Consider the following 26,169-nt stretch of genomic DNA (forward strand, 5'->3'; position numbering starts at 1 on the left):
CCCCATGTGAGAGTAGGACATCGCCAGGCTTTAAATTATGGAACCATGCCTAAGGGCATGTTTACCACTGCGGAGTGGTAGTTCAGTTGGTTAGAATACCGGCCTGTCACGCCGGGGGTCGCGGGTTCGAGTCCCGTCCACTCCGCCACTTATCAGAAAGCCTAGTCTTACGACTAGGCTTTCGTCGTTTCTGGGGTATGGTTATGTAGAGCAACAGCCCAGCCAGACTTACGAATTCAGCCATTCCCCCATTTATAGATAAGCCCTGCTAGATATAGCAGGGCTTTTTGGTATGCGAAAAACAAGTTGTTATATACAAAAAGCGTATTTAGCTCTTGATATTCTTTCTAATCTTAACGATTGAAGATCGCGTTTGCAGTCACGCGTTGTCAGATATACAACAGAGTATTACTTCATATCTGGCTAAGGATTACGATATGTTAGATGCTCTTTTCTCTGTTCTTATCGCCCTTTGGAATCAGGATTTCTCTGTACTGCAAAGCCCGGAAAGTGCAATCATGATCTACACCGTGGTTGGTGCTCTGATATTTCTAGAGAGTGGGTTTATCCCTGCTGCGCCTTTTCCTTGCGATAGTGTTGTGGTTCTTTCAGGTACATTAGCTGCCGTAGGTGTACTAAACCCTATCGTAGTTCTATTGCTTATTTGTGTATGCGCAGCTTTAGGAAGTTGGGCAGGCTATTTACAAGGAACTTGGTTAAATAGGCTGCCTAAAGTGCAAGGGTGGGTAAAGGCTGTACCTAAGAATCGTATGCAGCAAGTCGATAGCCTGCTTGGCAAACATGGTCTCATTGCTTTGTTCAGCGCTCGATTTATTCCCGTGGTACGTTCATTATTGCCGTTGATGATGGGAATGCGAGCAAGTCAGGTTAACAAGTTCCACTACTTCTCTTGGTTAAGTGCAATTCTATGGACGTTATTACTGTGCTCGTTTGGTATGCTGTTACCTATGCTTCCTGAAGCGGTGAGCAAGTATATTACGGCTGCTCTCATGGCAGCTCCTGTGATTACCTTATGCGTAGCGCTTTCAAGTCTTCTAGTGATTAAGTTACGAAGAGTAGCAGCTAAACCTGAACCTCAAAGTGTCCGTGACGATCTTTAGACTCCAGTTACTAAAAAGCAGCTCAGAGAGCTGCTTTTTTAGTTATTGCCTAAGCAAACATAGTCTTATTTCAGCTCGGTTTCTTCTGAGTCCATTTCTTTCTGAGCTTGCTTTGCTTTTTCAATCATTGGTGTAATCGTCGAACCTTGAATTAGGATAGAAAAAACCACCACAGAGTAGGTCATGACCAAAATGATCTCTTTTACATCGATCAACTTGTCTTGAATTACCCAAATACCAGATGGGATAGATAGCGCCATTGCGAGAGCTAGACCGCCTCTGAGCCCTCCCCAGGTTAATATGTTCACAGAGTAAGGGTTATATTTGCGATAACGCTTAAAGCCTAAATAAGACAGAAATACGCTGATATATCGAGCCGCGAGTACTAGGGGAATAGAGAACGCCATGAGGATCCAGTCTTCTTTATGGAACTCGAACAAGAGCATCGACATACCAATTAATAAGAACAGAACGCCATTTAAAAACTCATCAATCAATTCCCAGAAGTGGTCTAGATGATCTTCACTCTCTTTAGAGAACCCAATAAAGCGAGTCCAGTTACCGATCATAATTCCTGAAACAACCATAGCTAAAGGCCCAGAGACGTGAATCACTTCTGCAAATGCATAGCCAGCGGTTGGAATACCGATGGTTAACAACAGCTCCATTGAGTGATCGTCGGTAGCACTGATCAAATAGTGGAATACCAGTCCAAGGACAAAGCCGTAAGCGATGCCTCCAAGCGCTTCTTGGGCAAACAGCATCGTCACACTGCCAACCGTTGGGGCCTCTGTGCCAAATGCGATGGTGAAGAGTGTTACGAAAATAACTAAGCCAAAGCCGTCATTAAATAATGATTCTCCTTCGATCTGAGTCGAGATTCGTTTCGGAGCATCTAACTTTTTAACGATAGCGAGTACAGCAATTGGGTCAGTTGGTGAGATAAGAGCCCCAAACAGCAAGCAGTACACAAGATCAAACTGGATTCCGATTAGCTGACAAAATCCGTACAGAGCAAAACCGATGAAGAAGGTAGAAAACAAAGTTGCAGCTAATGCTAGTACTGTTATTTCCCATTTCTGATCTTTTAGGTTAGGTAATTTGATACCTAAGCCTCCGGCAAACAGCAGGAATCCGAGAATCCCTTTTAGAAGGAAGTCCTCAAAGTTAATGCTTGCGACCGTATCTGATGCGATCTCCGTCAGTTGAAACCAATCATTCTGACCAGCAATGAGGATCAAAAGTGATAGCATCATTGAACCAGCGGTGATAGCGATGGTCGTTTGCATTTTTCCTATCTTGCTGTTTACGAATGCGATAAGCATGGCTGCAGCAGATAAAAAGCACAGGGTGTAATAGACCGACATGGGATTCTCAGTATGTAACAAATTATGAATAAGAATTTTCTGCCTACTGTGCTCAAATAGCAAACATTTTTTTGTCATATCAAAGTCATTAACTTCCTTGTTTAGACGTCTAGACTCCTTTTGAATGTGTGATAGGATGGCATGATAACTAAAGGAATGAGGCTGTACTGTGGGAAGTAATGTAAGGCAACAGATTGAAGCTCAATTAAAGCAACGTATCTTATTGATTGATGGTGGTATGGGCACCATGATTCAAGATTACAAATTGGAAGAACATGATTACCGCGGTGAACGGTTTTCAGACTGGCATTGTGATTTAAAAGGTAACAACGACCTTTTGGTTCTTTCTCAGCCTCAGTTGATCAAAGATATCCACGCAAAGTACCTAGAAGCGGGTGCGGATATTCTAGAGACCAACACCTTCAACGCAACCACGATTGCTATGGCTGATTATGAGATGGAAAGCCTTAGCGAAGAAATTAACTTCGCAGCTGCGAAATTAGCACGTGAAGCCGCAGATGAATGGACGGTAAAAACACCTGAAAAACCTCGTTATGTCGCAGGGGTTTTAGGCCCAACTAACCGCACTTGTTCTATCTCTCCCGATGTTAACGATCCAGGCTACCGTAATGTGAGCTTCGATGAACTTGTTGCAGCATACTCGGAATCAACTAAAGCTCTGATTAAGGGAGGTTCAGACCTCATCTTGATCGAAACCATTTTTGATACATTGAATGCTAAAGCGTGTGCATTCGCGGTCGAGACTGTTTTTGAAGAACTTGGCTTCTCATTACCAGTGATGATTTCTGGTACGATTACAGATGCCTCTGGTCGAACACTGTCAGGCCAAACAACTGAAGCTTTCTATAATTCACTCCGGCATGTAAATCCAATCTCATTTGGTCTTAACTGTGCTCTTGGCCCGGATGAATTGCGTCCTTATGTTGAAGAACTATCGCGTATCTCTGAATCATTTGTTTCTGCGCACCCGAATGCCGGTCTACCTAATGCGTTTGGTGAGTATGACCTTTCGCCAGAAGATATGGCGGTGCATGTCAAAGAGTGGGCAGAAAGTGGTTTTCTAAACCTCATTGGTGGCTGCTGTGGTACCACCCCTGAGCATATTCGCCAAATGGCTAAAGCAGTTGAAAGCGTTAAACCTCGCGCTTTACCTGAGCTGGTCACAGCCTGTCGCCTCTCTGGCCTAGAGCCCCTAACAATTGAAAAAGAGACACTGTTTATTAACGTTGGTGAACGTACCAACGTGACAGGCTCAGCTCGATTCAAACGTCTAATAAAAGAAGAGTTGTATGATGAAGCACTAGAAGTTGCTCGTCAGCAGGTTGAGAACGGTGCACAGATCATCGATATCAACATGGATGAAGGTATGTTGGATGCTGAAGCGTGTATGGTGCGCTTCCTGAATCTTTGTGCATCTGAGCCTGAAATCTCGAAAGTACCTATCATGGTCGATTCTTCTAAGTGGGAAGTGATTGAAGCTGGTTTGAAGTGTATTCAAGGTAAAGGCATCGTTAACTCCATTTCGCTGAAGGAAGGCAAAGAGAAGTTCGTTGAGCAAGCTAAGCTGATTCGCCGCTACGGTGCTGCTGTTATCGTTATGGCGTTTGATGAAGTCGGTCAGGCCGAAACGCGTGAGCGTAAGCTAGAGATCTGTACCAATGCCTACAATATTTTAGTTGGTGAAGTCGGTTTCCCGCCGGAAGACATCATCTTTGACCCTAATATCTTCGCAGTTGCTACAGGTATTGAAGAACACAACAACTACGCAGTGGACTTCATTGAAGCCGTTGCTGATATTAAGCGAGATTTACCACATGCAATGATTTCAGGTGGTGTATCGAACGTTTCCTTCTCTTTCCGTGGCAATAACTACGTGCGTGAAGCGATTCATGCTGTATTCCTCTACCACTGTTTCAAGAACGGTATGGATATGGGCATCGTAAATGCTGGTCAACTAGAGATCTACGATAACGTACCAGAGAAGCTCCGAGAGGCAGTGGAAGATGTGGTCCTTAACCGTCGTGATGATGGTACTGAGCGATTACTTGATATCGCCGCAGAGTATGCCAATAAAGGTGTTGGCAAAGAAGAAGATGCCTCTGCACTGGAGTGGCGTACTTGGGCGGTTGAGAAGCGCTTAGAACATGCGTTGGTTAAAGGGATTACTGAATTTATCGTCGAAGATACCGAGGAAGCTCGAGTCAATGCTTCTAAACCATTAGAGGTGATCGAAGGGCCTTTGATGGATGGTATGAACGTGGTGGGAGATCTATTTGGTGAAGGTAAGATGTTCCTTCCTCAGGTGGTGAAATCTGCACGTGTAATGAAACAGGCGGTAGCTCATCTAGAACCTTATATTAATGCGTCGAAACAAGCGGGTTCTTCAAACGGCAAGATTTTGCTAGCGACAGTAAAAGGCGATGTTCACGATATCGGTAAAAACATTGTTGGCGTAGTACTGCAATGTAATAACTACGAAATCATTGATCTTGGCGTGATGGTGCCATGTGAAAAAATCCTTAAAGTCGCTAAAGAAGAGAATGTCGATATCATTGGTCTGTCTGGCCTGATTACCCCATCTCTGGATGAAATGGTTCATGTCGCGAAAGAGATGGAGCGTTTGGATTTTGATTTACCATTGTTGATCGGTGGAGCAACCACATCAAAAGCCCATACTGCGGTTAAGATTGAGCAGAACTATAAGAACCCAGTGGTTTACGTAAATAATGCCTCTCGAGCGGTTGGTGTTTGTACATCATTATTGTCCGATGAGCGTCGCCCTGCGTTTGTTGAAAAGCTGGATGCAGATTATGAGCGTGTTCGTGATCAGCACAATCGTAAGAAGCCTCGTACCAAGCCCGTCACGCTTGAGCAGGCGCGTGCTAACAAGGTTGCGATTGATTGGGAAACTTACACGCCGCCAGTGCCAGCTAAACCAGGTGTGCATGTTTTTGATGACTTCGATATTGCAACATTACGTAACTACATTGACTGGACGCCATTCTTCATGACTTGGTCGCTTGTGGGTAAGTATCCAAAGATCTTCGAGCATGAAGAAGTGGGTGAAGAAGCTCAGCGCCTGTTTGAAGATGCTAATGAGTTACTTGACCGAGTAGAGAGAGAAGGCTTAATGCAAGCTCGTGGTATGTGTGCGCTTTTCCCTGCGGCGAGTGTCGGCGATGATATTGAAGTGTACACCGATGAATCTCGTACAAAAGTGGCGAAAGTACTGTGTAATCTTCGTCAGCAAACAGAGAAACCAACAGGTTTTAACTACTGTTTGTCAGATTACATTGCGCCGAAAGAATCCGGTAAGAAAGATTGGATTGGTGCGTTCGCGGTAACAGGCGGCATTAATGAACGTGAATTAGCTGATGAATACAAAGCACAAGGCGATGACTACAACGCTATTATGATTCAAGCAGTCGCTGATCGATTAGCTGAAGCATTCGCTGAGTGTTTACATGAACGAGTGCGTAAAGAGATCTGGGGTTATGCAGCTGATGAAAATCTTTCAAATGAAGATTTGATTCGAGAAAAATACCAAGGCATTCGCCCGGCGCCAGGTTACCCTGCTTGTCCTGAGCATACAGAGAAAGGCCCGCTTTGGGAACTTATGAATGTAGAAGAGACGATTGGGATGACGTTAACGTCAAGTTACGCAATGTACCCAGGGGCCTCTGTTTCCGGTTGGTACTTCTCGCACCCTGACTCTCGCTACTTTGCGATCGCACAGATCCAACACGATCAAGTGGAGAGCTACGCAGATCGTAAAGGTTGGAACATGCTTGAAGCGGAGAAGTGGTTGGGGCCTAACATTAACGGCTAGACGCAACGGTTAGATAAAAGAAAAGCGCAGTAGTGATTGCTACTGCGCTTTTTTGTTTCTATCGACTGATGAATTAAATCAGGATGGTGGCGAGCCCTAAGAATACCGATAAACCGATCACATCGGTGACTGTCGTCAGAGCCATACCTCCGGCCAAAGCGGGGTCTATGTTCATCTTTTTAAGTAGAATAGGAATGCTTACCCCTGCAATACCCGCAACGAGTAGGTTGGTCAGCATAGCGGCGGAGATAATCCCACCTAACATCCAGTTGCCTTTCCATGCCACGACAATACCACCAATGATCAACGCCCACATAATGCCATTGAGCAAGCCGATAGCGGCTTCTTTCATTAATAGTTCGCGCTTGTTCGAATCACCGATATGACCCAAGGCTAAACCGCGAATCACTAGAGCAACAGTTTGGTTACCCGCAACGCCACCCATTGACGGGACAATCGTCATGAGTACGGCAATAGCAGCCATTTGATCGAGAGTTGCTTCAAACATATTGGAAACAGAAGCGGCAGCTAAGGCTGCAAGTACGTTTGCACCTAGCCAAACACTTCGTTTACGAGCCGATTTTACGACAGGCGCAAAGGTATCTTCATCGTCATCCATACCGGCCATGCTCATCATCGAGTGTTCGGCATCTTCACGGATAACGTCTACTACGTCATCAATGGTAATACGGCCAACAAGGTGTTGGTTTTCATCGATAACAGGGGCAGAGACCCAATTACGGCGCTCGAAGAGACTCGCGATATCAGAGTCGCTCATCGTCACCTCGATCGCTTCATCCGCGTCTTCCATAACATCACTGACTTTGATATCGGGTTGAGTAGTGATCAGCGTTGTGATCGGCAATTCACCGATTAAGCGATTCTCTTCATCAATGACGTACAACGCATCGGTCGCCTCAGGAAGCTCACCTTTCATACGTAGGTAACGTAGAACAACATCGACATCGACATCACCACGAATGGTAATGACATCAGTGTTCATCAAACTACCCGCAGTATCTTCTGGATAAGAGAGGGCGGTTTCGACGAGTAGACGCTCAGCGGCATCCATTTGGGCTAGAACTTCACGAGAGACATCATCAGGAAGGCTACGAAGTACGTAGGCGACATCATCGGTCTCCATACCTTCTGTCGCTTCTGCCAACATCTCTGGGGCCATCTTAGACACCAGGTCGTCTTTGACATCTTCGTTTAGCTCATCGAGGATTTCACCATAGTCCTCTGGATCCGTTAGTTGCCAAAGGACTTCACGACTTTTTCGAGGAGAGGCTTCTAATAGATGCGCAATATCTTCAGGTTCCATGTCCTGCAGCTGACGGCGGACATGAACAAAGCGGCCATTTTCTAGAGCTTCTGTGACTTCTTGGAGGGCTTGGTGAGCTTGGTCAAATTCAATCTGCTCTGCCATTTTTTCCCCCTGACTCTATATGATTACAATGGTATGGATAGTAACGTAATTTTAGAGCGTATTTAATAAGTTAATGTTAAGGAAGGTCATTTAATCGTTGAGAGGTGCGTTATTCATCCTCATCAAACTTATCTTCGATAAGGTGGCAAACGGCTTCCAGTGCGGGGTGAGCGTCATTTCCTTCAGCGCTGATGGTGACATGCTCGCCTTGAGCGGACTCAAGCATTAATAACCCCATCACACTGTCTGCAGTCGCTTCTTTACCTTCGTGGTTTTGAATAGTGAGTATCGCGTTGAATGACTGAGCAAGCTCAACCAGTTTTACAGCAGCACGAGCATGGAGCCCTAAACGATTTTGAATTAAGACGGTGCGGCTTTGCTGCTGCATACACTATTCCTTGTGGTTTTTCTCTAATGAAGCGTGGCGGATTTGAACTTGATGACCTAACTGCGCAAAGTATTCGCCAATCTGCTGAGTCAGATAAACCGAGCGATGTTTTCCACCGGTACAACCAATGGCAACCGTGAGGTAACTGCGGTTGTTTTTTTCGAGCAGAGGTAACCAGTTTTCAATGAACTTCTGGATCTGCTGTTTCAGATCCATCACTTCTTGGTGGCCTTCTAAGAATGATTTTATTGGTGCGTCCAAACCTGTCAGAGGGCGTAAATCAGGTTCCCAATGTGGGTTTGGCAAAAAGCGCACATCAAAGACATAATCCGCATCACTCGGTAGGCCGTATTTAAAACCAAATGATTGGAATACCATCACGAGGTCTTTACGTTCACGGCCCTCGACTCGCATTCTGACCGTTTCACTCAAATCGTGCAGAGATTGCTGGCTACTATCAATGACGAGATCGGCATTCTCTTTTAAAGGAGAAAGAATACAGCGCTCCTTTTCAATGGCTTGCTCAAGTGAGGTGTTTTCTAAGCTCAATGTGAGAGGGTGAATACGGCGTGTTTCACTGTAGCGCTTAAGCAGGGTTTCTTTATTCGCGTCCAAGAACAGGACACTAAGATCAGAACTCTGTTTAAGCTTAGCTAATACATCTTCTACCAGGTTTGGTTCGGCAGGCAGGTTGCGGATATCAATACTGACCGCGACATTTTGCTTACTCGACTGGACAGAAGTGACAAACGTATCGAGCATGTCGACAGGAAGATTATCAACACAGTAATAGCCAAGATCTTCAAGAACGCGTAAAGCGACACTTTTGCCGGCACCTGAGTAACCACTGACTACAATAAGGCGCATTATTGGCTAACCATGATGTCGTAGAGCTCTTGGTCGGAGCTGGCTTTACGAAGTTGTTTTAAGATCTGCTTGTCGTTGAGACGTTCTGCCATACTAGAAAGAGTTTTAAGGTGCTCTTTACATTGTGCGTCAGGCACAAGAAGAGCAAAAAGTAGGTCAACAGGACGGTTATCGATGGCATCAAATTCTACCGGGGACTCGCACTGAAGTAGAACAGCGACCGCTTTATCACTGGAGTGCATACGAGCATGGGGAATGGCTATTCCATTTCCAATGCCAGTACTGCCCATTTTTTCACGGCTGAGCATACATTCAAATAGCTCGGTAGAGTTTTGCCCGGTTTGTTCAGCAACTAAATCGCTGATCATTTCTAGGGCACGTTTTTTACTAGTGCACTGGACTGCACTTTTGGTGCAGTCCAGTGTAAGGATTTCGCTTAATTGCATGGTGTTAGTGAGCGTTTAGCTTCTCTTTGTGCTTGTTTAGCTGTCGTACTAATTTGTCGACTAAGGAATCAATGGCTGCATACATGTTTTCATCATCCGATGAGGCATGAATTTCACCTTGATTGACGTGAAGGGTAGCTTCTGCGATTTGGTTAAGTTTTTCAACTTTTAATACCACATGAACGCTATTGATATGGTCGAAAAAGCGTTCAAGCTTCTGAAATTTTTCATTAACGTAGTCTTGCATTGAATCGGTTAGATCAACGTGATGGCCAGTAAGATTAATTTGCATAGACTTTCCTTCTCGGTTAAATGCCTTAAAGTAGGCGTTTGCGCTGACTTGAAGGAGCGATACCTAATGATTCTCGGTACTTCGCTATTGTTCTTCTAGCGACCTGAATTCCTTGGTCAGCGAGTAGAGCTGCAATTTTACTATCACTGAGAGGCTTTGCGCTGTTCTCTGCAGCAACGAGCTTCTTAATGAGAGCGCGGATTGCAGTGGATGAACACTCTCCGCCGTTGTCGGTACTGACATGGCTTGAGAAAAAGTACTTCAGTTCAAAAATACCACGAGGAGTATGCATATACTTCTGCGTGGTGACCCTTGAGATGGTGGATTCGTGCATTTCGACAGCTAATGCAACGTCATTGAGCACCATCGGCTTCATAGCTTCTTCACCATATTCGAAGAAATCACGCTGATGTTCAACAATACACTTAGCAACTTTGAGCAGTGTCTCGTTTCTACTTTCTAAGCTTTTTATCAGCCATTTAGCTTCTTGCAAGTTGGTGCGAATATACTGGCTATCAGAACTGCTGCCTTTACCTAGTGCTGCATATTGCTGATTAACTTTGAGTTTTGGAATTGAGTCGGGGTTAATCGTAACCACCCACTTCCCATGATCTTTAAAAACCGAGACATCTGGAACCACGTATTCAGCATGCTCTGAAGAAATACGGCTGCCGGGTCTTGGGTCTAATTGCTGAATAAGTTTCAGCGCTTCACGGAGCTCAGCTTCTTTAAGCTTCGTTTCTTTAATGATGAGCTTGTAATCACGATTGCCTAATTGAACGATGTGGTGAGTAAGGACTAACTTAGCCTCTTTCAACCAAGGTGTATCTTCAGGGCATGTCGCCAACTGAAGCAGTAAGCAATCTTGAAGGTTATTGGAAGCAACACCGAGAGGATCAAACTGTTGAATGCGTTTACGAACCGCTTCAATCTCTTCGATTTCGATCTCTTCGTTGTTAAAGCTTTCTAAGATCTCTTCAGTTGAAACTGTGAGGTAGCCATAATCGTCAATCGCATCGATGAGCGCTAAGGCAATGGTGCGATCTGTTTCGCTGAACGGTGTAAGGTCGAGCTGCCAAATTAGGTAGTCGTGCAGAGATTGTGTCGTCTCACCTTGGTAGACCGGCATGTCATCATCAACAGCGATACCGGTACTTCCTGTATTCGCGCTGTAGACATCTTCCCAAGTGGTATCGATTTCTAGGTCGTTACTGATTTCTGATTTTTCAATCAGTTCTGAACTGTCTTTGACATCAGGCTCTGCTGAATCAGAAACGTCAACGGTCGGTTCTTTTTCTTCGCTGCGGGCATTGTCTTCTGATGATGGCTCATCACTGCTCTCTTCAACCTCCAATAGTGGGTTGGAATCCAAAGCTTCTTGAATCTCTTGTTGAAGATCTAGCGTTGACAGTTGCAACAAACGAATCGCTTGCTGCAATTGAGGAGTCATCGCTAACTGCTGTCCTAGCTTGAGTTGTAATGAGGGTTTCATTCAGTATTGTTTGCCTTAATGCTGGAGAATCTTACCGTTCTTCCCTTTAATCATAGTCGGAATTGTTCGCCTAGATAAACTTGTTTTACTTGTTCGTTATTCAATACTTGGTCAGGAGTCCCTTCTGCAATGAGGTGTCCCTGACTTACGATGTAGGCTTTTTCACATACATCCAGTGTTTCACGCACGTTGTGGTCAGTGATAAGCACACCAAGGCCACGATCGCGAAGATGCTCAATGATCTTCTTGATATCGATTACCGAAATTGGGTCAACGCCGGCAAACGGCTCATCAAGCAAAATGAATTGAGGGTTAGCGGCTAATGCACGTGCGATCTCAACTCGGCGGCGTTCACCACCTGATAATGCCATACCAGCGCTAGCGCGAATGTGCTGAATGTGGAATTCTTCCAACAAATCTTCTAGCTTGTCTTGACGCTCTTCGCGAGTCATCTCTTCACGTGTTTCAAGCACTGCCATGATATTGTCTTCAACCGATAGTTTACGGAAGATAGAGGCTTCTTGTGGCAAGTAACCAATACCCATGCGAGATCGGCTGTGCATTGGCAAAATACTGATGTCTTTATCATCGATGGTGATGGCACCTTGGTCGCGTGCTACCAAGCCAACAATCATATAAAACGAGGTGGTTTTACCTGCACCATTTGGGCCTAGCAGACCAACGATTTGGCCTGATTCCACTTGAAGACTTACGTCTGTTACAACCGTTCGGTTGCCATAAGTTTTTGCTAGGTGCTCAGCTTTGAGTATTGCCATAATTATTCTTGTACAGTTTGTGGCTGAAGTACGGTAGAAACGCGGTCGCCTTTCTGTTTACCATCAGCAATCAGCTTTTGAGAAGAGATTTTGTAGCGAATTTTGGTTCCGCGGATCACACTGTCATCCTGAGAAAGCATCGCTTGATCGATCATCGTTAGCTGATCTTCAACCATCACGTAATAGAGTTCTTTTGCTTCACCATACAGCGTCTTACCATCATCAGTGAGCTGAGAAAAAGTCGCTAGATTGCCGTAGCCTTCAATCTCTTGAATTGAGCCATCTTTAGGGTCGCGAGTAACGATGACTTTGTCAGCATTAATATTGATGCTGCCTTGCTTGAGTTTTACATCCCCAAGAAAAGTGACTTTGTTGCTCTGCATATCGAGCTGCTGACTATCAGAGTCGATATACACAGGTTGATCTTGGTCTGTAGATAGCGCTAGGGCTTGGCTCGACAGAAATAAGCAAGAAATCAGACTAAGGTGTGAGAGTTTCATATCTACCTTGTACGTGTTTGTATAGGGTCGCGTGATTATCGGCAAAGTTGCCGTTCATCGCTTGTCCTACCGTTTCAAATTGTGGGCCGACTAAGGTGACTTGGTTGTCTGCCCAAAAATCTCGGCTGTCTAACTGAATATTCATGATTTCAGTTGAAAGCGTGTCAAAACCAGACTCAGGGAGTAGGTTGGTTGCCAGTACGTCTTCATAGAGTGTTAACACGTGATCTTTGGTTAACACGCCACGCACAGCGGTAATTTCCCACTCTTGAGTGGTGCCTTCCTTGTACACTTTTAGGACAGGCTGCTGAAAGAGTGTATCGCCACTTTTTGCGTAGTGGTCAAGATTGACCGATGTAATGACATAGCTACGGATGCCTTGGTCGTTATAGGAGGTATTCTCTAACCCTTCGCCACTGAACATCGGTAACTCGGTATCTGGTTCCACTTGAATATCATAACTCTGCTGCTTATCGAAAAGATAGTAACCAGACCAGCATATTACGAAAGCCAAAATGATATAACCAATACGAGATAGACTCATATACTTAAACCTTTGTGCACATCGAGTTCATTTCGTGCTTGAAGAATGAGGTCGCAGACTTCCCTAACTGCGCCATGACCACCCCGGATAGAGGTAACGTAATTAGCCCTTTTCGCAAGCAAAGGGTGACCATCAGCGACACAAACCTTTAGTGCTACTTGTTCCATGACAGGCCAATCAATCAGGTCATCGCCAATGTATCCAGTTTGCTCTGGGGCGATGTTGAGTTTTTGGCAGATATCGTGATACGCCTTAATCTTATCGTCTTGGCCCTGATAGATCAGTGAAATACCCAGTGCTTTCATTCGGTTTTCTACAATCTGAGAGCGACGACCAGTAATAATGGCAATCTCGATACCTGCATTCATTAGAGATTTTACGCCATAACCATCACGAGTGTGGAAGGTTTTTAACTCTTCACCATCATTGCCCATATAGATGAGACCATCAGAGAAGACACCATCGACATCACAAATCAGCAGCTTTATTTCTTTGGCAAGCGCTAGAATAGAAGGTTCCACTGGTTGGTAGAGAGTTTCAATCATTTCAGGCATTACATCACTCCTGCTTTCAATAGGTCGTGCATATTCAGTGCGCCAACCACTTTACCGTCTTGGCAGAGGATAAGGCCGTTGATGCTTTTGTCTTGCATTAAGTTCAACCCTTCTGCCGCCAGCATATTTGGCTCTGCAACGGTTGGGTTCACTGTCATGACATCACCAATAAGTGCGCTGTGAATATCAATACGCTTATCAAGAATACGGCGTAAGTCACCATCGGTGAAAATACCGACAAGCAGCTGGTGGTCATCAACGACGGCTGTCATCCCAAGGCCTTTTTGGCTGATCTCTAGGAGCGCATCGCGTACAACAGTGGTTGGAGTAACTAAAGGCAAGTCACGGCCTGTGTGCATGATGTCTGAGAGCTTGAGTAACAGTTTTCGCCCTAGTGCACCACCTGGGTGAGACAGGGCAAAGTCATCTGAGGTAAAACCTCGCGCCTGCATCAGCGCCATTGCGAGAGCATCACCCATGACGAGGGTGGCTGTTGTGCTTGATGTCGGAGCGAGTTGAATAGGGCAAGCTTCTTTCGGCACAGTAATTTGCAAGTGCAGATCAGACAACTTGGCCATGTTCGAACTTGGCTTGCCTGTCATACTAATGATCTTGATGTTCAAACGCTTTAAGACTGGGAATAACCCCAAGATCTCTGAAGATTCACCGGAATTCGATATCGCGAGTACGATGTCACCGGATTCAATCATGCCTAGGTCACCATGAGCGGCTTCACCTGGATGAACAAAAAATGATGAGGTCCCCGTACTGGCCAGTGTCGCTGCAATTTTATTGCCTACGTGACCAGATTTACCCATCCCCATCACAACCACTTTGCCATCTTTATTGGCCATGATCATCTCACAGGCTTGGACAAAATCTTGGTTGAAGTACTGATCAAGCTGTTCTAGCGCAGCGATTTCGGTCTTGAGTACATCTAATGCAGCAGAACGATAATCAAACATTGAGAGCTCCCAACCGTCTTACGCGGTCATGTTCATAATTAGGTAAGCTTGGTAAGCGATAAAGGTAAGAAACAGTGCAGCACCTTCAAAGCGATTGATGCTGCGAGATTTACCTAAGGCCATAGCAACAAGAAGCAGGGATACGCCAAGCATGACCCAGAAATCTCGGCCCATCGCGTATTCACTTAGAATTGAAGGGTTAAGGATGCCTGGAATACCCATAACCGCAAGAATATTAAAGACGTTCGAACCGATGATGTTGCCTACTGCCATATCGTCTTCACCTTTCATAACACCCGCGAGCGATGCAGCAAGCTCAGGAAGGCTTGTACCCACCGCGATGATCGTTAGACCAATCACAAGGTCACTCATGCCAAAGTATTGAGCAATCACTACGGCATTATCAACCAGCACATCAGCAGCCAGTGGCAGAACAATCAAACCAATGACGACCCACATACCAGCTTTGGCATTGCTTACGCCTTCTGGGACTTCTGATTCTTGTTCTTCGATAAGAACGTCACCATTTTTCTTCTCATTGCGGCTGATACGAAGCATGGCAAGAATAAAGGCTGCAAATAAAACAAAAAGCAACACGCCTTCGTAGAAGCCTAGGTGGCTGTCCCATAGCAGGACGCCAGCAAGAACCGTAACACCAATCATGAGTGGCAGTTCACGGCGTAGGACACCAGAGCTGATTGAAAGCGGTTTAATGAGGGCCGTAATACCCAGAATAAGTGCGATATTGGCAATGTTCGAACCTAAAACGTTGCCGACTGCGGTATCTGTTTTACCATCAAGTGCCGCCGTCGCTGAAACCATCATTTCAGGTGCAGAAGAGCCCATTGCTAGAATCGTCATACCGATCACAAGTGGTGAAATGCCGACATTGCGAGCGAGTGCTGCAGCGCCAAAGACCAGTTTGTCAGCACTCCAAACCAAAAAAATTAATCCGATAATGAGAAACGCAACGGCTTCGAACATGATGATTCCTAAACAGTAAACAACGAGAGAATTTAACCGTTAATTTTGACGGTTTGCTATATAAAAGGGAAGCGCTTCATACAAATAAATTGTTAACTTCATTGATGTGTCATCGAGTACTAAGAGCAGAGTTCAGTATTTTACCTAGTCACAGAGAGACTACATTTAATTGTACAGTGCTTTTAATTATGCGGGAATGTGCTTATGATTGCCCATTCTTACAGGAGCGATAAAGAGTGGGCATGGAACTGAAAGATTTGGTAACGGTTAAGCAGCTAACCTTTTCTCGTGGTGAGCGCAAAATCTTTGATGACGTGAACATACGAGTTCCTAAAGGGAAGATCACCGCGATTATGGGACCTTCAGGGATTGGTAAAACCACCTTGTTGCGTTTGATTGGTGGGCAAATTTACCCTGATTCAGGAGAAATTTGGTTCGATCAGAATAATATCCCGACATTGAGTCGTTCTAAGCTCTATCAAGAGCGTAAAAAAATGAGCATGTTGTTCCAGTCAGGTGCGCTATTTACCGACTTAACGGTTTTTGACAACGTGGCGTTTCCACTTCGCGAACATAGCGAGCTCGATGAATCTCTTATTCGCACTCTTGTCTTACTCAAATTAGAAGCGGTAGGGCTACGTGGCGCGGCTGAACTGATGCCTAGTGAGCTTTCTGGCGGTATGGCAAGACGAGCGGCGTTAGCCCGTGCCATCGCTTTAGATCCTGAACTGATTATGTTTGATGAGCCTTTTGTCGGCCAAGACCCCATTACCATGGGTGTGCTGGTGGAGCTGATTCGTAATCTCAATCAAGCTTTGGGCGTTACCTCTATTGTTGTATCACACGATGTACCGGAAGTGATGAGCATTGCAGATTGGTGCTATATCTTGGCAAATGGCAAAGTGGTTGCTAGCGGGGCTCCTGAAGAGTTGCTCGCTAATCCTGATCCTCAAGTTCAGCAATTTCTTAAAGGTGACGCAGATGGACCTGTGCCATTTCGTTATCCGTCTCAACCTTTAGCCAAGGAGCTTTTCTCATAATGGCTAGTCTCGTAAATTTCGTTGCCTCAGTAGGCCGAAGAAGCATGGCGGTATGCGAAGCGTTTGGCCGAGCAAGCCTGATGTTGTTTGGTGCGCTTGCAAGCCGGCCTCAACCGATTAAAAACCTCCCTCTCTTGGTGAAGCAGCTCTACAGTGTTGGCGTTCACTCATTACTCATCATTGTTCTGTCGGGCCTGTTTATTGGTATGGTACTCAGTCTGCAAGGCTACGTTATTTTAGTCGACTTTGGTGCTGAAGGCGCGTTAGGCCAAATGGTCGCACTCTCCTTACTGCGAGAGCTTGGTCCTGTGGTCACCGCCTTGTTGTTTGCTGGTCGAGCCGGTTCCGCGTTGACGGCAGAGATTGGTTTGATGAAAGCAACAGAACAGTTATCCAGTATGGAGATGATGGCGGTTGACCCTCTTAAGCGCGTGATTGCACCTCGTTTTTGGGCCGGTGTGATCTCGATGCCGCTGCTTGCGATGATCTTTATGGCTGTCGGCATTTGGGGCGGTCAATTGGTTGGTGTGGATTGGAAAGGCATTGACCACGGCAGCTTCTGGTCTGCGATGCAAGCGTCTGTCGAACTTAGGCAAGACATAGGTAACAGCATGATCAAGAGCTTTGTGTTTGCCGTCACTGTGACTTGGGTAGCCCTGTTTAATGGTTACGATGCGATTCCAACCTCGGAAGGCATCAGCCGCGCGACAACACGCACAGTTGTGCACTCTTCATTGGCTGTACTTGGACTAGACTTCGTACTAACTGCCTTGATGTTTGGTAATTAAAGGATGTTCGGGAATTAATCATGCAACAAACTCGAAAAGTTGAATTATGGGTCGGTAGCTTTGTTCTCGCTGGAATTTGCGCAATTCTGGTGATGATTTTTCAAGTTGCTGACGTGAAAGGGCTTGGCTCAAACGATACTTATACGCTTAAAGCGGAATTTGACAACATTGGCAGCCTAAAGGTGCGCTCGCCTGTGAAGGTCGGTGGCGTGGTTGTCGGGCGTGTCACTAATATTGGATTAGATAGTGAGTCCTTACTTCCGGTTGTCACTATGGCTGTTAGTAGTACATACAATCAGTTTCCAGAAACGTCGAGCGTGAAGATTCTGACATCAGGCTTGATTGGTGAACAGTACATTGGTCTAACACCAGGGTTCGTCTTTGATGATGAGCAGATGCTGGTGGAGGGTGATTACATTGAAGACACCAAGTCAGCACTCGTGCTAGAGGACTTAATTGGTCAAGTACTGTATAGCGTTGGCGGCAATTCAGACAGTGAGGAATAGAGATATGTGGAAAAAGTTAGTACTTACTCTTTGTTCTTTACTCGCAGCGTTTAATGTTGCAGCGCAAGAGATAGATAAAACTCAGCCTTATCAGATGATGAAGCAAGTGTCTGAGCAAGCGTTCTCGCGTTTGAAGGCAGAACAAGAACAGGTGCGTCAAGATCCTGAGTACCTCAAAGTCATCGTTGAAGAAGAGCTGATGCCGTACATCAACGAAAAGTATGCGGCCCTAAAGTTATTAGGTCCTAACTTGAAAGGGGCCAAGCGTGAAGATGTGGCGACCTTTATCGTGGCATTTCGCTCTTACTTAGTGACGTCGTATGCACAGGTATTGACCCAATATACCGATCAAACGATTGAGTTTGGGCCTGAGCCTAAAGTGAACCCAAATAAAAGTATTACAGGCGTAAAAGTTGACATCGTTGATGCGCCACGACCAAACATTAAGCTTGAGTTCAAACTGCGTAAAGATAAGAAAAGCGGTGAATGGCAAGCCTTTGATATGATCGCTGAAGGGATCAGCTTGCTGTCTAGCAAGCAGTCTGAATGGAGCAGTAAGCTACGCCAAGAAGGCATTTTGGCGGTAGCGAATGACTTAGAGCAATTGGCAAAACAGCCGATTCGTCTTGAGAGTAAATCCCAATGACGGACGCAAGCTGGCTTGTAAAGGGCCAAGACTTATTTGAGTTTGAAGGCCCGCTCGATAGAGAAACCGTTCCTAAGCTATGGAAGGAATTGCAGTCCATTCAATGGCAAGGTGAGTGCGTGGAAGTTTCTCTTGGTAAGCTAGGTCGAGTAGACTCTGCTGGAATGGTGATGCTAATTCACTTAATAGAGAATGCAAAAAAGCAAAACTGTCATATAATGCTCAGTTTCGTGCCGGATGAACTGCGCACACTATTTCAGCTTAGTAACGTTGATGAATGGATTGCTGAGCACTTAAAGAATACTACAGGGGTGAATTGTGGATAGCGCAAAAGTACAACAGATTTTAAATGAAGCACTGAGCTTAGAAGAGCTACACGTAAAAGGCGAAGGTAGTCACTACGAAGTTGTTGCTGTTGATGCTTGTTTCGATGGAATGAGTCGCGTTAAAAAACAACAATTTATCTATGCACCACTAATGGAATACATCCAAAGAAATGACATCCATGCTGTTTCAATTAAAGCTTACACTCCCGATGAGTGGGCTCGTGATAAGAAGCTGATGTCGCTGTAAGGTTTTATAATGGAAAAGTTTCGAGTAACAGGTTCTGACCAGCCGTTGGTTGGTGAGGTCACTATTTCTGGTGCAAAAAATGCTGCACTACCGATTTTATTTGCATCAATTTTGGCGGAAGAGCCTGTTGAGGTAACTAACGTTCCGCATCTACGTGACATCGACACAACGATGGAGCTGTTAAAGCGCCTAGGTGCAAATGTTGAACGCAATGGTTCTGTGCATGTAGACCCAAGCAGTATCAATGAATTTTGCGCGCCGTATGACTTAGTGAAAACAATGCGTGCTTCTATTTGGGCATTAGGTCCATTAGTCGCGCGTTTTGGTCAAGGCCAAGTATCACTTCCTGGTGGTTGTGCTATTGGTGCTCGTCCTGTGGATTTGCATATTCATGGTCTAGAGCAGCTAGGTGCGACAATCACACTTGAAGACGGTTACGTGAAAGCGAACGTTGATGGCCGTCTAAAAGGCGCTCATATCGTGATGGATAAAGTGAGCGTTGGTGCAACGATCACTATCATGTGTGCCGCTACGTTAGCTGAAGGTAAAACCGTTTTAGATAATGCTGCGCGTGAGCCTGAAATCGTCGACACCGCTGACTTCCTAAACAAGTTGGGTGCGAAGATCTCAGGTGCAGGTACAGACACCATCACAATTGAAGGTGTTGAGCGCCTAGGTGGTGGTAAGCACGCTGTGGTTGCAGACCGTATTGAAACGGGTACTTTCCTGGTGGCTGCTGCGGTATCTGGCGGTAAAGTGACGTGTCGCAATACTAAAGCACACTTGCTAGAAGCGGTACTGGCTAAGCTTGAAGAAGCGGGCGCGAAAGTAGAAACAGGTGAAGACTGGATTTCTCTTGATATGACGGATCGTGAGCTTAAAGCCGTTACGATTCGTACTGCGCCACACCCAGGTTTCCCTACGGATATGCAAGCTCAATTCACGCTACTTAACCTGATGGCGAAAGGCGGCGGTGTTATTACAGAGACTATCTTTGAAAACCGCTTTATGCACGTGCCAGAGCTCATGCGCATGGGCGCTAAAGCAGAGATTGAAGGTAACACAGTTATCTGTGGCGATGTTGAAGAGTTAAGCGGCGCTCAAGTAATGGCAACGGATCTTCGTGCTTCAGCGAGCCTAGTGATTGCAGGCTGTATTGCCCAAGGCGAAACCATTGTTGATCGTATCTATCATATTGATCGTGGTTACGACAAAATTGAAGATAAGCTTTCAGCATTAGGTGCGAACATCGTCCGCTTTCAAGACTAATTTAGCTTTGAGCTAACATTTGTAAGCCGAAACGCAAGTTTCGGCTTTTTTATGAGCGATAGATCAGTTAGAGTCTGGTCAACGAATTTTGACTCCTAGAGTTGTTGGAGAACCCTAATGATTGCACTGTTCCGTGTATTAGCTGTTGCGATTTTTGCAGTCGTAATGTTTGTGTTCGGCTGTGGCTACTGCTTATTAAGCCCACGTAACCCGAAGCACGTTTTCACTTTTGGACGTCTGTTTGGCAAGATGTCACGAGTCTTTGGCATCAAGCTAGAGCTGCGTATTCCTGAAGATGCGTATCAGCGTGGGCAGCATATCTATATTGCTAACCACCAAAACAACTGGGATCTATTTACGGTCTCTTCGGCTGTTACACCAAAGGTAGTGACAGTCGGCAAGAAAAGCCTAGCTTGGATGCCTTTATTTGGTCAGCTTTATTGGCTGACAGGTAACATCTTGATTGACCGAGCTAACCGTTCTAAAGCAAAGGGGACGATTGATCAGGTTGTTGACCAAATGAATCAAAGTGACGTCTCAGTATGGATGTTCCCTGAGGGGACTCGTTCTCGTGGTCGTGGCTTACTGCCTTTTAAAACCGGTGCCTTCCATGCCGCTATTGGTGCCCAGCTACCAATCATCCCTATTGTATGTAGTTCAACGGGGGGGGTTAAGTTGAACCGCTGGAACAATGGCCATGTGATTGTTGAAATGCTGCCTCCAGTTGCTGTAGAAGGCTACGGAAAAGAAAATGTACGTGAGCTAGCCAATCAGTGCCGAGAGCAAATGGAAGCGAAGCTAGAGGCCTTAGATAGCGAAGTGGAAATGCTGAACCAACAGGAAGGCGTTAAAGCTTAATCATAAAAGCACGTTCGATGAGTAGAAGCCAGCAGTGTTACCATTGCTGGCTTTTTTATATCTGCTATTTTTTATGTGTAGAAGCCCGCTCACGATAGCGATGTTGTGATTTACTGATGGGTATTGAGCAGCAGGACAGGGGAAGCGGAGCGTTAAATCGAGAGAATTGCACGCATAAAAAAAGCCAAGTCTTTCGACTTGGCTTTAAAAAGTGGCTCCTCCTGCTGGGCTCGAACCAGCGACCTGCGGATTAACAGTCCGTCGCTCTACCAACTGAGCTAAGGAGGAATTATTCTTTTTATGTTCTTTCTTAAAGAAGAAAGAATGGTGCCGACTACCGGAATCGAACTGGTGACCTACTGATTACAAGTCAGTTGCTCTACCTACTGAGCTAAGTCGGCACACTAAATTGGCTCCTCCTGCTGGGCTCGAACCAGCGACCTGCGGATTAACAGTCCGTCGCTCTACCAACTGAGCTAAGGAGGAATTGTCCAATGTGAAAAGAAATGGTGCCGACTACCGGAATCGAACTGGTGACCTACTGATTACAAGTCAGTTGCTCTACCTACTGAGCTAAGTCGGCGCACTTTATTTCTTTTCATTGCTGTTGTCTGATTTAGACACCAACAAATAAATTGTGGTGCCCGGAGGCGGAATCGAACCACCGACACGAGGATTTTCAATCCTCTGCTCTACCGACTGAGCTATCCGGGCGACGAGGTGTATTAAACGGCTTTTCGTGTTTCAGGTCAACATTAAATTGCAAAAAAAATATCGTTTGTTGTTTTTCTATACTTAATGGGCTGTTTTTATCCATTTTGAACAAAGAATGTATAGGTTGCAGTAGGGGATCTCGATAGGAAAAGGTGAAATAGTTTGGTTTTGGTCGTAAAAAAGCACGCGAAGAGGCGTGCTTTTTACTAGTCTACGGTTAATCAGTTCTTAACGTTGAACTTACTTACCCAATTTTCCAGTTCATTTGATAACTGAGTCAGACTTTGTGTGCTGTTGTGACTCTCTGTCACCACGCTACTGAGCTGATTACCACTGTCTTCAATCATGTTGATACGTTGCGAAATATCATCGCTCACTTGAGTCTGTTCAGCAGCGGCTGTCGCAATTTGATGACTCATTTGTGTGATGGATTCAAGGGCAACCACAATCTGCTGTAGTGCTTCAGAAGCGTGTTGTGACTCTTCAACCGTGTTTTGGCTCGTTTCCGCACACACTTCCATGGTCTGGATAGCATTGCGAGAACCTTCTTGCAGGTTGTTAATCATTTGCTGAATTTCTTTGGTGCTATCTTGCGTGCGACCCGCGAGATTACGTACTTCATCAGCAACAACAGCAAAACCACGACCTTGCTCACCTGCGCGAGCGGCTTCAATGGCTGCGTTCAGTGCCAATAGGTTGGTTTGCTCTGCGATGTCACCGATCACATCAAGGACTTTCACAATGTTGTTTACGTCACTGTCTAGGTCAGCAACCGCCTTGCTCGCCGCGCCCAGTTGAGAAGCTAAGCCTTGGATATTATCAACCGTGTTGTGGATCAGTTTCTGCGTATGTTGGCTCTGCTTATCCGCTTCGTCTGTATTGCGTGCAGTGTCACTGGCTGAATCAGCGACGTTATTCGCAGAAGAGGCCATTTCTGTCATCGCCGTGGCGATCATTGCGGTCGATTGCTGCTGGGAGTCAGTCAGTTGAGCAATGCTAGAGGCACGGCCTTCAACACTGTTCAGTTCGTCACGCAAAGCATGCATTGAGGTATCTAGGTTATTCACTAGCTGTGCCAGTGATTGACTCATCTGTTGCACGGCTTCGTAGATACTGCCTTTTGGCGCCGTCGTATCGAAAGAAGCTTGAATGTTGCCGTTTGCTACTTCTTGAACGGCGAGGCGTACATCTTTTGGCTCACCACCAAGTAGAGCTAGCATGCGACGAATGGAGATGATTAATGAGGCTAGAATTGCAGACGCGATGATGAAACATAGGAAGAGCTGCCATTGAGCTGTTGACCAAAAGCGAGCATTTACCTCATTGAAGCCAATACCTGTACCGACAACCCAGCCCCAGTGAGGTGTTTTCTCTGCAATAGAGAGTTTTTCTTCAATCGTGCCGTCTGGCAGTTTCTGTGTCCAAGTATACTCAACAATCTGACCTGTTTTACGACCAAGCACATCTAAAATAAGTTGACCGACACTGTCGCCATTCCCATCTTTAAAATCATGGAAGCTAGTGCCGTGTAATTGAGGATCGAGAGGTGTAGCAACAAACGTCATGTTCTCATCGGCAACGTAGACATACTCGTTGTCTTTATAAATGTTGTTGCGAAGTAGACGTGTTGCGAGTGCTTTTGCTTGCTCTTCTTCAAGAGTGCCATCAAGAGACATCTTTTCGACTTCAGTCAAAATACTATAAGCACTTTTAAAGAGCTCAGTTACTCTGGCTTTGTTATCGAGGTTACTTGCTACACGCAGAGTCCATAGCCCGGTCGCGGTTAAGGCAAGTAATGCGAAGAGAATAATGCCTGACAGTAAGTAGGCTTGTGTTTTCAATTTCATGTAGTGGCTCACAAGACAACGCCTTCATCAGAAAGCGGTTGAATTCGTTCTAGTAATAAGAATGTCATTTTATTGTAGTTCAAAAGAAGCGAGTAGCTGGGAAAGATGAAATTATGATTCAGATTAAATTTTCGCATCAAAATAATTAAATCTTTAAGAAATCACACACATATATAAAATCAACCAAGTGAGCGTTTAATTGAATCAGAGGTGCTTTGACTAAACCCAAAAGAAAAGCAGTAGTGAGCAATTGAGGAACATACTCACATCAGAGTAGACTTTGCGAGCTTGGTGAGAAAGTTAGAAGTGACAGATACAAAAAAAGCCAAGTCTTTCGACTTGGCTTCTGATGTGGCTCCTCCTGCTGGGCTCGAACCAGCGACCTGCGGATTAACAGTCCGTCGCTCTACCAACTGAGCTAAGGAGGAATTATTTGTTGTGTACTGTATTTAACAATGCACCAAATAATGGTGCCTCGAGGCGGAATCGAACCACCGACACGAGGATTTTCAATCCTCTGCTCTACCGACTGAGCTATCGAGGCAAAAGAATGGTGCCGACTACCGGAGTCGAACTGGTGACCTACTGATTACAAGTCAGTTGCTCTACCTACTGAGCTAAGTCGGCACACTGTATTCTTTGTGCTTTTGTTCGTGAACTAACGTTAAGTTAAGACACCAACAAATCAAATTGTGGTGCCCGGAGGCGGAATCGAACCACCGACACGAGGATTTTCAATCCTCTGCTCTACCGACTGAGCTATCCGGGCTAACGGAGCGCTATTAAACGGATTTTCGCTCCTGTCGTCAACTGGTTTTTTTAAAAAAATTCAAAAAAGTAGCTGAGTGCTGAGAATTTAGTCGTTTTTAGCGATTAAGTTTTCCCTGAGTTAAAATCTTTTTTGAATTTAGTTACTTTTTCTAGGTAACGACGCGCTTCTGCATTGGGGTGTTTCTTTGTCAGGGCCCAATAAACTTGATTCGGTTGCAAAGAATTTAAGTCGCGCATGGCGCGTTTTCGATCATTTCGATTAAATGTGTTCAAAACGCCACCAGTGCCGCCGTTGTACGCGGAGATCATGCTGTATTCCAATGATTTCGGGTGGCTGACATCTTTTAGGTAGCGATTTTTCAAAATGTAGAAATACGCGGTGCCGGTATCAATATTGTTCTCTGGGTTGAAAAGGTACTCCGGGGTCGGTTGACCGGATTTTTTCTTCACTAGCTTAAAGACATCTTTACCCGCTGTTTTCGGCACTACTTGCATCAAGCCATAGGCGTTGGCCCAACTCACCGCATAAGGGTTGAAGCTACTTTCGGTTTTTATGATGGCGTAAATCAGATCTTCAGGGATGTCATATTTGCGTGAAGCGCGCTGAACGATGTCAGCATACTTGTAACTGCGGATTTCAAATTGCTCTTCAACCATCGGGATTTCAACGTAATAGGCTTTCTTGAAGTCCACATCTTTGACTTTAAGCTTGTTAGCAATGAGATAATCGGCGAAACGGTTGGCACGCCAAGACCATTGAATGGGCTTTTTATCTTGATCGACCACCTGTTGATAGAGAAATGGTTGACCTTCTAAGGTGATCTCTTTGGAAGAGAAAAGGTCGACATTAGCCGGATCATCGGGTGTTAACAGTGTGGTGATGATGGCGTTTTTTAAATGGCCTTTAGGATCGGTCGGAGAGACAGTCTCGATAGTAATAAGGCCTTTATCAAAGTTAACTTCGGAGCGACTCAAGTAGTTATCAATGTATTTAACGTAGTTGCTTTTACCGGCAAACTTTATTTCGCTGCGGCCCCAACGTTTTTCGATGTTACCCGAAAAGCTATTGATCAACGCATCTAGGGCATCGGTGTCTTTGGTGAACTGACCAGGAAGCCCGGCTAAGTTTTTCGCAAAGCGGTTGGTTGGCTCGTAATTGACATCATAAAGCCCTTCAACAAATTCTCGACTACAGCCAGTCAGCAACATGGCGATCAGAAAATACGCTAACTTCTTCATATTACTCCTAAAAAAATGACATCACTGCGGGCAATGATGTCATTCTCTTTATTAATCATCTGGTTTGCGACTATTCGCTCGGTGGTGTGTAACCTTCGATATGAACGTCTTTACCTTCAAACAGGAAGTTAACCATTTCTGTTTCGATCAACTTACGATGTTCAGGATCCATCATGTTAAGTTTCTTTTCATTGATCAACATCGTCTGTTTGTGTTGCCACTCAGCCCAAGCTTCCTTCGAAATATTGTCGAAAATACGCTTACCTAGTTCACCTGGGTAAAGTTGAAAGTCTAGACCATCTGCTTCTTTCTGCAGTCGAGCACAAAATACAGTGCGGCTCAT

At 45.3% G+C, this 26,169-nt stretch carries 26 protein-coding genes and 10 tRNA genes; 11 read left to right on the top strand and 25 right to left on the bottom strand.

Translation table 11 applies throughout. The features are described from left to right. Positions 1–71 precede the first annotated feature (71 nt). Positions 72–148: transfer RNA gene (locus EJ063_RS13510), tRNA-Asp, on the top strand. Between the two features lie 289 nt (positions 149–437). Further along, complete coding sequence (locus tag EJ063_RS13515; protein WP_126574811.1) at positions 438–1,121, top strand: DedA family protein; 684 nt, start codon at positions 438–440, stop codon at positions 1,119–1,121. Positions 1,122–1,186: 65 nt separating this feature from the next. Here EJ063_RS13515 and EJ063_RS13520 read toward each other — a convergent pair whose 3' ends face one another. Beyond that, entirely contained in the window at positions 1,187–2,488 is a 1,302-nt protein-coding gene (locus EJ063_RS13520; RefSeq protein ID WP_126574813.1) for a cation:proton antiporter, read from the bottom strand. Between the two features lie 169 nt (positions 2,489–2,657). On the opposite strand from EJ063_RS13520, the gene metH reads away from it, so the two are divergent. Then, the gene (gene metH, locus EJ063_RS13525; protein ID WP_126574814.1) at positions 2,658–6,338 is read left to right on the top strand and encodes a methionine synthase; all 3,681 of its coding nucleotides are present in this window, start codon (positions 2,658–2,660) and stop codon (positions 6,336–6,338) included. A gap of 73 nt (positions 6,339–6,411) precedes the next feature. On the opposite strand, the gene mgtE is transcribed toward metH, so the two are convergent. From mgtE to EJ063_RS13585, 12 genes are all read right to left on the bottom strand, one after another. Continuing rightward, the gene (mgtE, locus tag EJ063_RS13530) at positions 6,412–7,767 is read right to left on the bottom strand and encodes a magnesium transporter (RefSeq protein ID WP_126574816.1); all 1,356 of its coding nucleotides are present in this window, start codon (positions 7,765–7,767) and stop codon (positions 6,412–6,414) included. A gap of 109 nt (positions 7,768–7,876) precedes the next feature. Continuing rightward, positions 7,877–8,155, bottom strand: a complete 279-nt coding sequence (locus EJ063_RS13535; RefSeq protein WP_126574817.1) for an HPr family phosphocarrier protein — start codon at positions 8,153–8,155, stop codon at positions 7,877–7,879. 3 nt (positions 8,156–8,158) lie between these two features. Beyond that, positions 8,159–9,022, bottom strand: a complete 864-nt coding sequence (rapZ, locus tag EJ063_RS13540) for an RNase adapter RapZ (protein ID WP_126574820.1) — start codon at positions 9,020–9,022, stop codon at positions 8,159–8,161. Continuing rightward, positions 9,022–9,468 (bottom strand): PTS IIA-like nitrogen regulatory protein PtsN, encoded by a 447-nt coding sequence (ptsN, locus tag EJ063_RS13545; RefSeq protein ID WP_126574822.1) that lies wholly within the window; start codon positions 9,466–9,468, stop codon positions 9,022–9,024. Before ptsN ends, rapZ begins: the two co-directional genes overlap by 1 nt. A gap of 4 nt (positions 9,469–9,472) precedes the next feature. After that, a complete protein-coding gene (hpf, locus tag EJ063_RS13550; protein WP_126574824.1) occupies positions 9,473–9,760 on the bottom strand; it encodes a ribosome hibernation promoting factor in 288 nt (95 codons plus the stop codon). A 25-nt stretch (positions 9,761–9,785) separates the two neighbouring features. After that, a complete protein-coding gene (locus tag EJ063_RS13555) occupies positions 9,786–11,252 on the bottom strand; it encodes an RNA polymerase factor sigma-54 (RefSeq protein ID WP_126574825.1) in 1,467 nt (488 codons plus the stop codon). A 50-nt stretch (positions 11,253–11,302) separates the two neighbouring features. Beyond that, positions 11,303–12,028, bottom strand: coding sequence for an LPS export ABC transporter ATP-binding protein (gene lptB / locus EJ063_RS13560; protein ID WP_053441028.1), 726 nt, complete (start codon positions 12,026–12,028; stop codon positions 11,303–11,305). Positions 12,029–12,030: 2 nt separating this feature from the next. Next, a complete protein-coding gene (lptA, locus tag EJ063_RS13565) occupies positions 12,031–12,528 on the bottom strand; it encodes a lipopolysaccharide transport periplasmic protein LptA (protein ID WP_126574826.1) in 498 nt (165 codons plus the stop codon). Further along, on the bottom strand, positions 12,509–13,072 hold the full coding sequence (gene lptC / locus EJ063_RS13570) for an LPS export ABC transporter periplasmic protein LptC (protein WP_126574828.1): 564 nt from the start codon (positions 13,070–13,072) through the stop codon (positions 12,509–12,511). Before lptC ends, lptA begins: the two co-directional genes overlap by 20 nt. Then, a complete protein-coding gene (kdsC, locus tag EJ063_RS13575) occupies positions 13,069–13,626 on the bottom strand; it encodes a 3-deoxy-manno-octulosonate-8-phosphatase KdsC (protein ID WP_126574830.1) in 558 nt (185 codons plus the stop codon). The genes lptC and kdsC overlap by 4 nt, the downstream gene beginning before the upstream one ends. Then, entirely contained in the window at positions 13,626–14,591 is a 966-nt protein-coding gene (locus EJ063_RS13580) for a KpsF/GutQ family sugar-phosphate isomerase (protein ID WP_126574831.1), read from the bottom strand. The genes kdsC and EJ063_RS13580 overlap by 1 nt, the downstream gene beginning before the upstream one ends. Before the next feature lie 18 nt (positions 14,592–14,609). Next, positions 14,610–15,575, bottom strand: a complete 966-nt coding sequence (locus EJ063_RS13585) for a calcium/sodium antiporter (RefSeq protein ID WP_126574832.1) — start codon at positions 15,573–15,575, stop codon at positions 14,610–14,612. 242 nt (positions 15,576–15,817) lie between these two features. Between EJ063_RS13585 and mlaF the strand changes: the two genes are divergently transcribed. The 8 genes from mlaF to EJ063_RS13625 all read left to right on the top strand — a co-directional run bounded on the left by mlaF (position 15,818) and on the right by EJ063_RS13625 (position 21,255). Beyond that, complete coding sequence (gene mlaF / locus EJ063_RS13590; protein WP_126574833.1) at positions 15,818–16,615, top strand: phospholipid ABC transporter ATP-binding protein MlaF; 798 nt, start codon at positions 15,818–15,820, stop codon at positions 16,613–16,615. Further along, positions 16,615–17,403, top strand: coding sequence for a lipid asymmetry maintenance ABC transporter permease subunit MlaE (mlaE, locus tag EJ063_RS13595; RefSeq protein WP_167469906.1), 789 nt, complete (start codon positions 16,615–16,617; stop codon positions 17,401–17,403). The genes mlaF and mlaE overlap by 1 nt, the downstream gene beginning before the upstream one ends. Positions 17,404–17,423: 20 nt before the next feature. After that, the gene (gene mlaD, locus EJ063_RS13600) at positions 17,424–17,909 is read left to right on the top strand and encodes an outer membrane lipid asymmetry maintenance protein MlaD (RefSeq protein ID WP_126574837.1); all 486 of its coding nucleotides are present in this window, start codon (positions 17,424–17,426) and stop codon (positions 17,907–17,909) included. A gap of 4 nt (positions 17,910–17,913) precedes the next feature. Next, complete coding sequence (gene mlaC, locus EJ063_RS13605) at positions 17,914–18,555, top strand: phospholipid-binding protein MlaC (RefSeq protein WP_126574838.1); 642 nt, start codon at positions 17,914–17,916, stop codon at positions 18,553–18,555. Beyond that, entirely contained in the window at positions 18,552–18,881 is a 330-nt protein-coding gene (locus EJ063_RS13610; RefSeq protein ID WP_126574840.1) for an STAS domain-containing protein, read from the top strand. Before mlaC ends, EJ063_RS13610 begins: the two co-directional genes overlap by 4 nt. Further along, positions 18,874–19,128 carry a BolA family iron metabolism protein IbaG gene (gene ibaG / locus EJ063_RS13615; RefSeq protein WP_126574841.1) on the top strand — a complete coding sequence of 85 codons (255 nt, stop codon included), beginning with the start codon at positions 18,874–18,876 and terminating at the stop codon, positions 19,126–19,128. Before EJ063_RS13610 ends, ibaG begins: the two co-directional genes overlap by 8 nt. 9 nt (positions 19,129–19,137) lie before the next feature. Beyond that, entirely contained in the window at positions 19,138–20,397 is a 1,260-nt protein-coding gene (gene murA / locus EJ063_RS13620; protein WP_126574843.1) for a UDP-N-acetylglucosamine 1-carboxyvinyltransferase, read from the top strand. A gap of 117 nt (positions 20,398–20,514) precedes the next feature. Next, entirely contained in the window at positions 20,515–21,255 is a 741-nt protein-coding gene (locus EJ063_RS13625) for a 1-acylglycerol-3-phosphate O-acyltransferase (RefSeq protein WP_126574844.1), read from the top strand. A 212-nt stretch (positions 21,256–21,467) separates the two neighbouring features. Here the strand turns inward: EJ063_RS13625 and EJ063_RS13630 are convergent. From EJ063_RS13630 to EJ063_RS13685, 12 genes are all read right to left on the bottom strand, one after another. Further along, positions 21,468–21,543, bottom strand: a tRNA-Asn gene (locus tag EJ063_RS13630). Positions 21,544–21,580: 37 nt separating this feature from the next. Continuing rightward, a tRNA-Thr gene (locus tag EJ063_RS13635) sits at positions 21,581–21,656 on the bottom strand. A gap of 9 nt (positions 21,657–21,665) precedes the next feature. Continuing rightward, a tRNA-Asn gene (locus EJ063_RS13640) sits at positions 21,666–21,741 on the bottom strand. Between the two features lie 21 nt (positions 21,742–21,762). Further along, positions 21,763–21,838: transfer RNA gene (locus EJ063_RS13645), tRNA-Thr, on the bottom strand. A gap of 55 nt (positions 21,839–21,893) precedes the next feature. Further along, positions 21,894–21,969 (bottom strand) — tRNA-Phe (locus EJ063_RS13650). Between the two features lie 221 nt (positions 21,970–22,190). Continuing rightward, positions 22,191–23,816 (bottom strand): methyl-accepting chemotaxis protein, encoded by a 1,626-nt coding sequence (locus tag EJ063_RS13655; protein WP_126574846.1) that lies wholly within the window; start codon positions 23,814–23,816, stop codon positions 22,191–22,193. A gap of 352 nt (positions 23,817–24,168) precedes the next feature. Then, positions 24,169–24,244, bottom strand: a tRNA-Asn gene (locus EJ063_RS13660). Between the two features lie 40 nt (positions 24,245–24,284). Continuing rightward, positions 24,285–24,360: transfer RNA gene (locus EJ063_RS13665), tRNA-Phe, on the bottom strand. A gap of 7 nt (positions 24,361–24,367) precedes the next feature. Further along, positions 24,368–24,443 (bottom strand) — tRNA-Thr (locus EJ063_RS13670). A gap of 66 nt (positions 24,444–24,509) precedes the next feature. Then, positions 24,510–24,585, bottom strand: a tRNA-Phe gene (locus EJ063_RS13675). A 104-nt stretch (positions 24,586–24,689) separates the two neighbouring features. Further along, on the bottom strand, positions 24,690–25,826 hold the full coding sequence (mltC, locus tag EJ063_RS13680; protein WP_126574848.1) for a membrane-bound lytic murein transglycosylase MltC: 1,137 nt from the start codon (positions 25,824–25,826) through the stop codon (positions 24,690–24,692). Between the two features lie 70 nt (positions 25,827–25,896). Beyond that, positions 25,897–26,169 carry an oxidative damage protection protein gene (locus EJ063_RS13685; RefSeq protein WP_038208098.1) on the bottom strand — a complete coding sequence of 91 codons (273 nt, stop codon included), beginning with the start codon at positions 26,167–26,169 and terminating at the stop codon, positions 25,897–25,899.

The sequence above is a fragment of the Vibrio aquaticus genome (genome assembly GCF_003970385.1).
GTDB classification, from domain to species: Bacteria; Pseudomonadota; Gammaproteobacteria; order Enterobacterales; family Vibrionaceae; genus Vibrio; species Vibrio aquaticus.

Coding starts and splice junctions, on each gene's coding strand:
- EJ063_RS13655 (WP_126574846.1), bottom strand. CDS start 23,816: ATGAAATTGAAAACACAAGCCTACTTACTGTCAGGCATTATTCTCTTC.
- EJ063_RS13685 (WP_038208098.1), bottom strand. CDS start 26,169: ATGAGCCGCACTGTATTTTGTGCTCGACTGCAGAAAGAAGCAGATGGT.
- ptsN (WP_126574822.1), bottom strand. CDS start 9,468: ATGCAATTAAGCGAAATCCTTACACTGGACTGCACCAAAAGTGCAGTC.
- mlaE (WP_167469906.1), top strand. CDS start 16,615: ATGGCTAGTCTCGTAAATTTCGTTGCCTCAGTAGGCCGAAGAAGCATG.
- kdsC (WP_126574830.1), bottom strand. CDS start 13,626: ATGCCTGAAATGATTGAAACTCTCTACCAACCAGTGGAACCTTCTATT.
- hpf (WP_126574824.1), bottom strand. CDS start 9,760: ATGCAAATTAATCTTACTGGCCATCACGTTGATCTAACCGATTCAATG.
- lptC (WP_126574828.1), bottom strand. CDS start 13,072: ATGAGTCTATCTCGTATTGGTTATATCATTTTGGCTTTCGTAATATGC.
- rapZ (WP_126574820.1), bottom strand. CDS start 9,022: ATGCGCCTTATTGTAGTCAGTGGTTACTCAGGTGCCGGCAAAAGTGTC.
- EJ063_RS13555 (WP_126574825.1), bottom strand. CDS start 11,252: ATGAAACCCTCATTACAACTCAAGCTAGGACAGCAGTTAGCGATGACT.
- mgtE (WP_126574816.1), bottom strand. CDS start 7,767: ATGGCAGAGCAGATTGAATTTGACCAAGCTCACCAAGCCCTCCAAGAA.
- EJ063_RS13515 (WP_126574811.1), top strand. CDS start 438: ATGTTAGATGCTCTTTTCTCTGTTCTTATCGCCCTTTGGAATCAGGAT.
- EJ063_RS13625 (WP_126574844.1), top strand. CDS start 20,515: ATGATTGCACTGTTCCGTGTATTAGCTGTTGCGATTTTTGCAGTCGTA.
- EJ063_RS13580 (WP_126574831.1), bottom strand. CDS start 14,591: ATGTTTGATTATCGTTCTGCTGCATTAGATGTACTCAAGACCGAAATC.
- lptB (WP_053441028.1), bottom strand. CDS start 12,028: ATGGCAATACTCAAAGCTGAGCACCTAGCAAAAACTTATGGCAACCGA.
- mltC (WP_126574848.1), bottom strand. CDS start 25,826: ATGAAGAAGTTAGCGTATTTTCTGATCGCCATGTTGCTGACTGGCTGT.
- lptA (WP_126574826.1), bottom strand. CDS start 12,528: ATGAAACTCTCACACCTTAGTCTGATTTCTTGCTTATTTCTGTCGAGC.
- mlaC (WP_126574838.1), top strand. CDS start 17,914: ATGTGGAAAAAGTTAGTACTTACTCTTTGTTCTTTACTCGCAGCGTTT.
- murA (WP_126574843.1), top strand. CDS start 19,138: ATGGAAAAGTTTCGAGTAACAGGTTCTGACCAGCCGTTGGTTGGTGAG.
- mlaD (WP_126574837.1), top strand. CDS start 17,424: ATGCAACAAACTCGAAAAGTTGAATTATGGGTCGGTAGCTTTGTTCTC.
- EJ063_RS13535 (WP_126574817.1), bottom strand. CDS start 8,155: ATGCAGCAGCAAAGCCGCACCGTCTTAATTCAAAATCGTTTAGGGCTC.
- EJ063_RS13520 (WP_126574813.1), bottom strand. CDS start 2,488: ATGTCGGTCTATTACACCCTGTGCTTTTTATCTGCTGCAGCCATGCTT.
- mlaF (WP_126574833.1), top strand. CDS start 15,818: ATGGAACTGAAAGATTTGGTAACGGTTAAGCAGCTAACCTTTTCTCGT.
- EJ063_RS13610 (WP_126574840.1), top strand. CDS start 18,552: ATGACGGACGCAAGCTGGCTTGTAAAGGGCCAAGACTTATTTGAGTTT.
- EJ063_RS13585 (WP_126574832.1), bottom strand. CDS start 15,575: ATGTTCGAAGCCGTTGCGTTTCTCATTATCGGATTAATTTTTTTGGTT.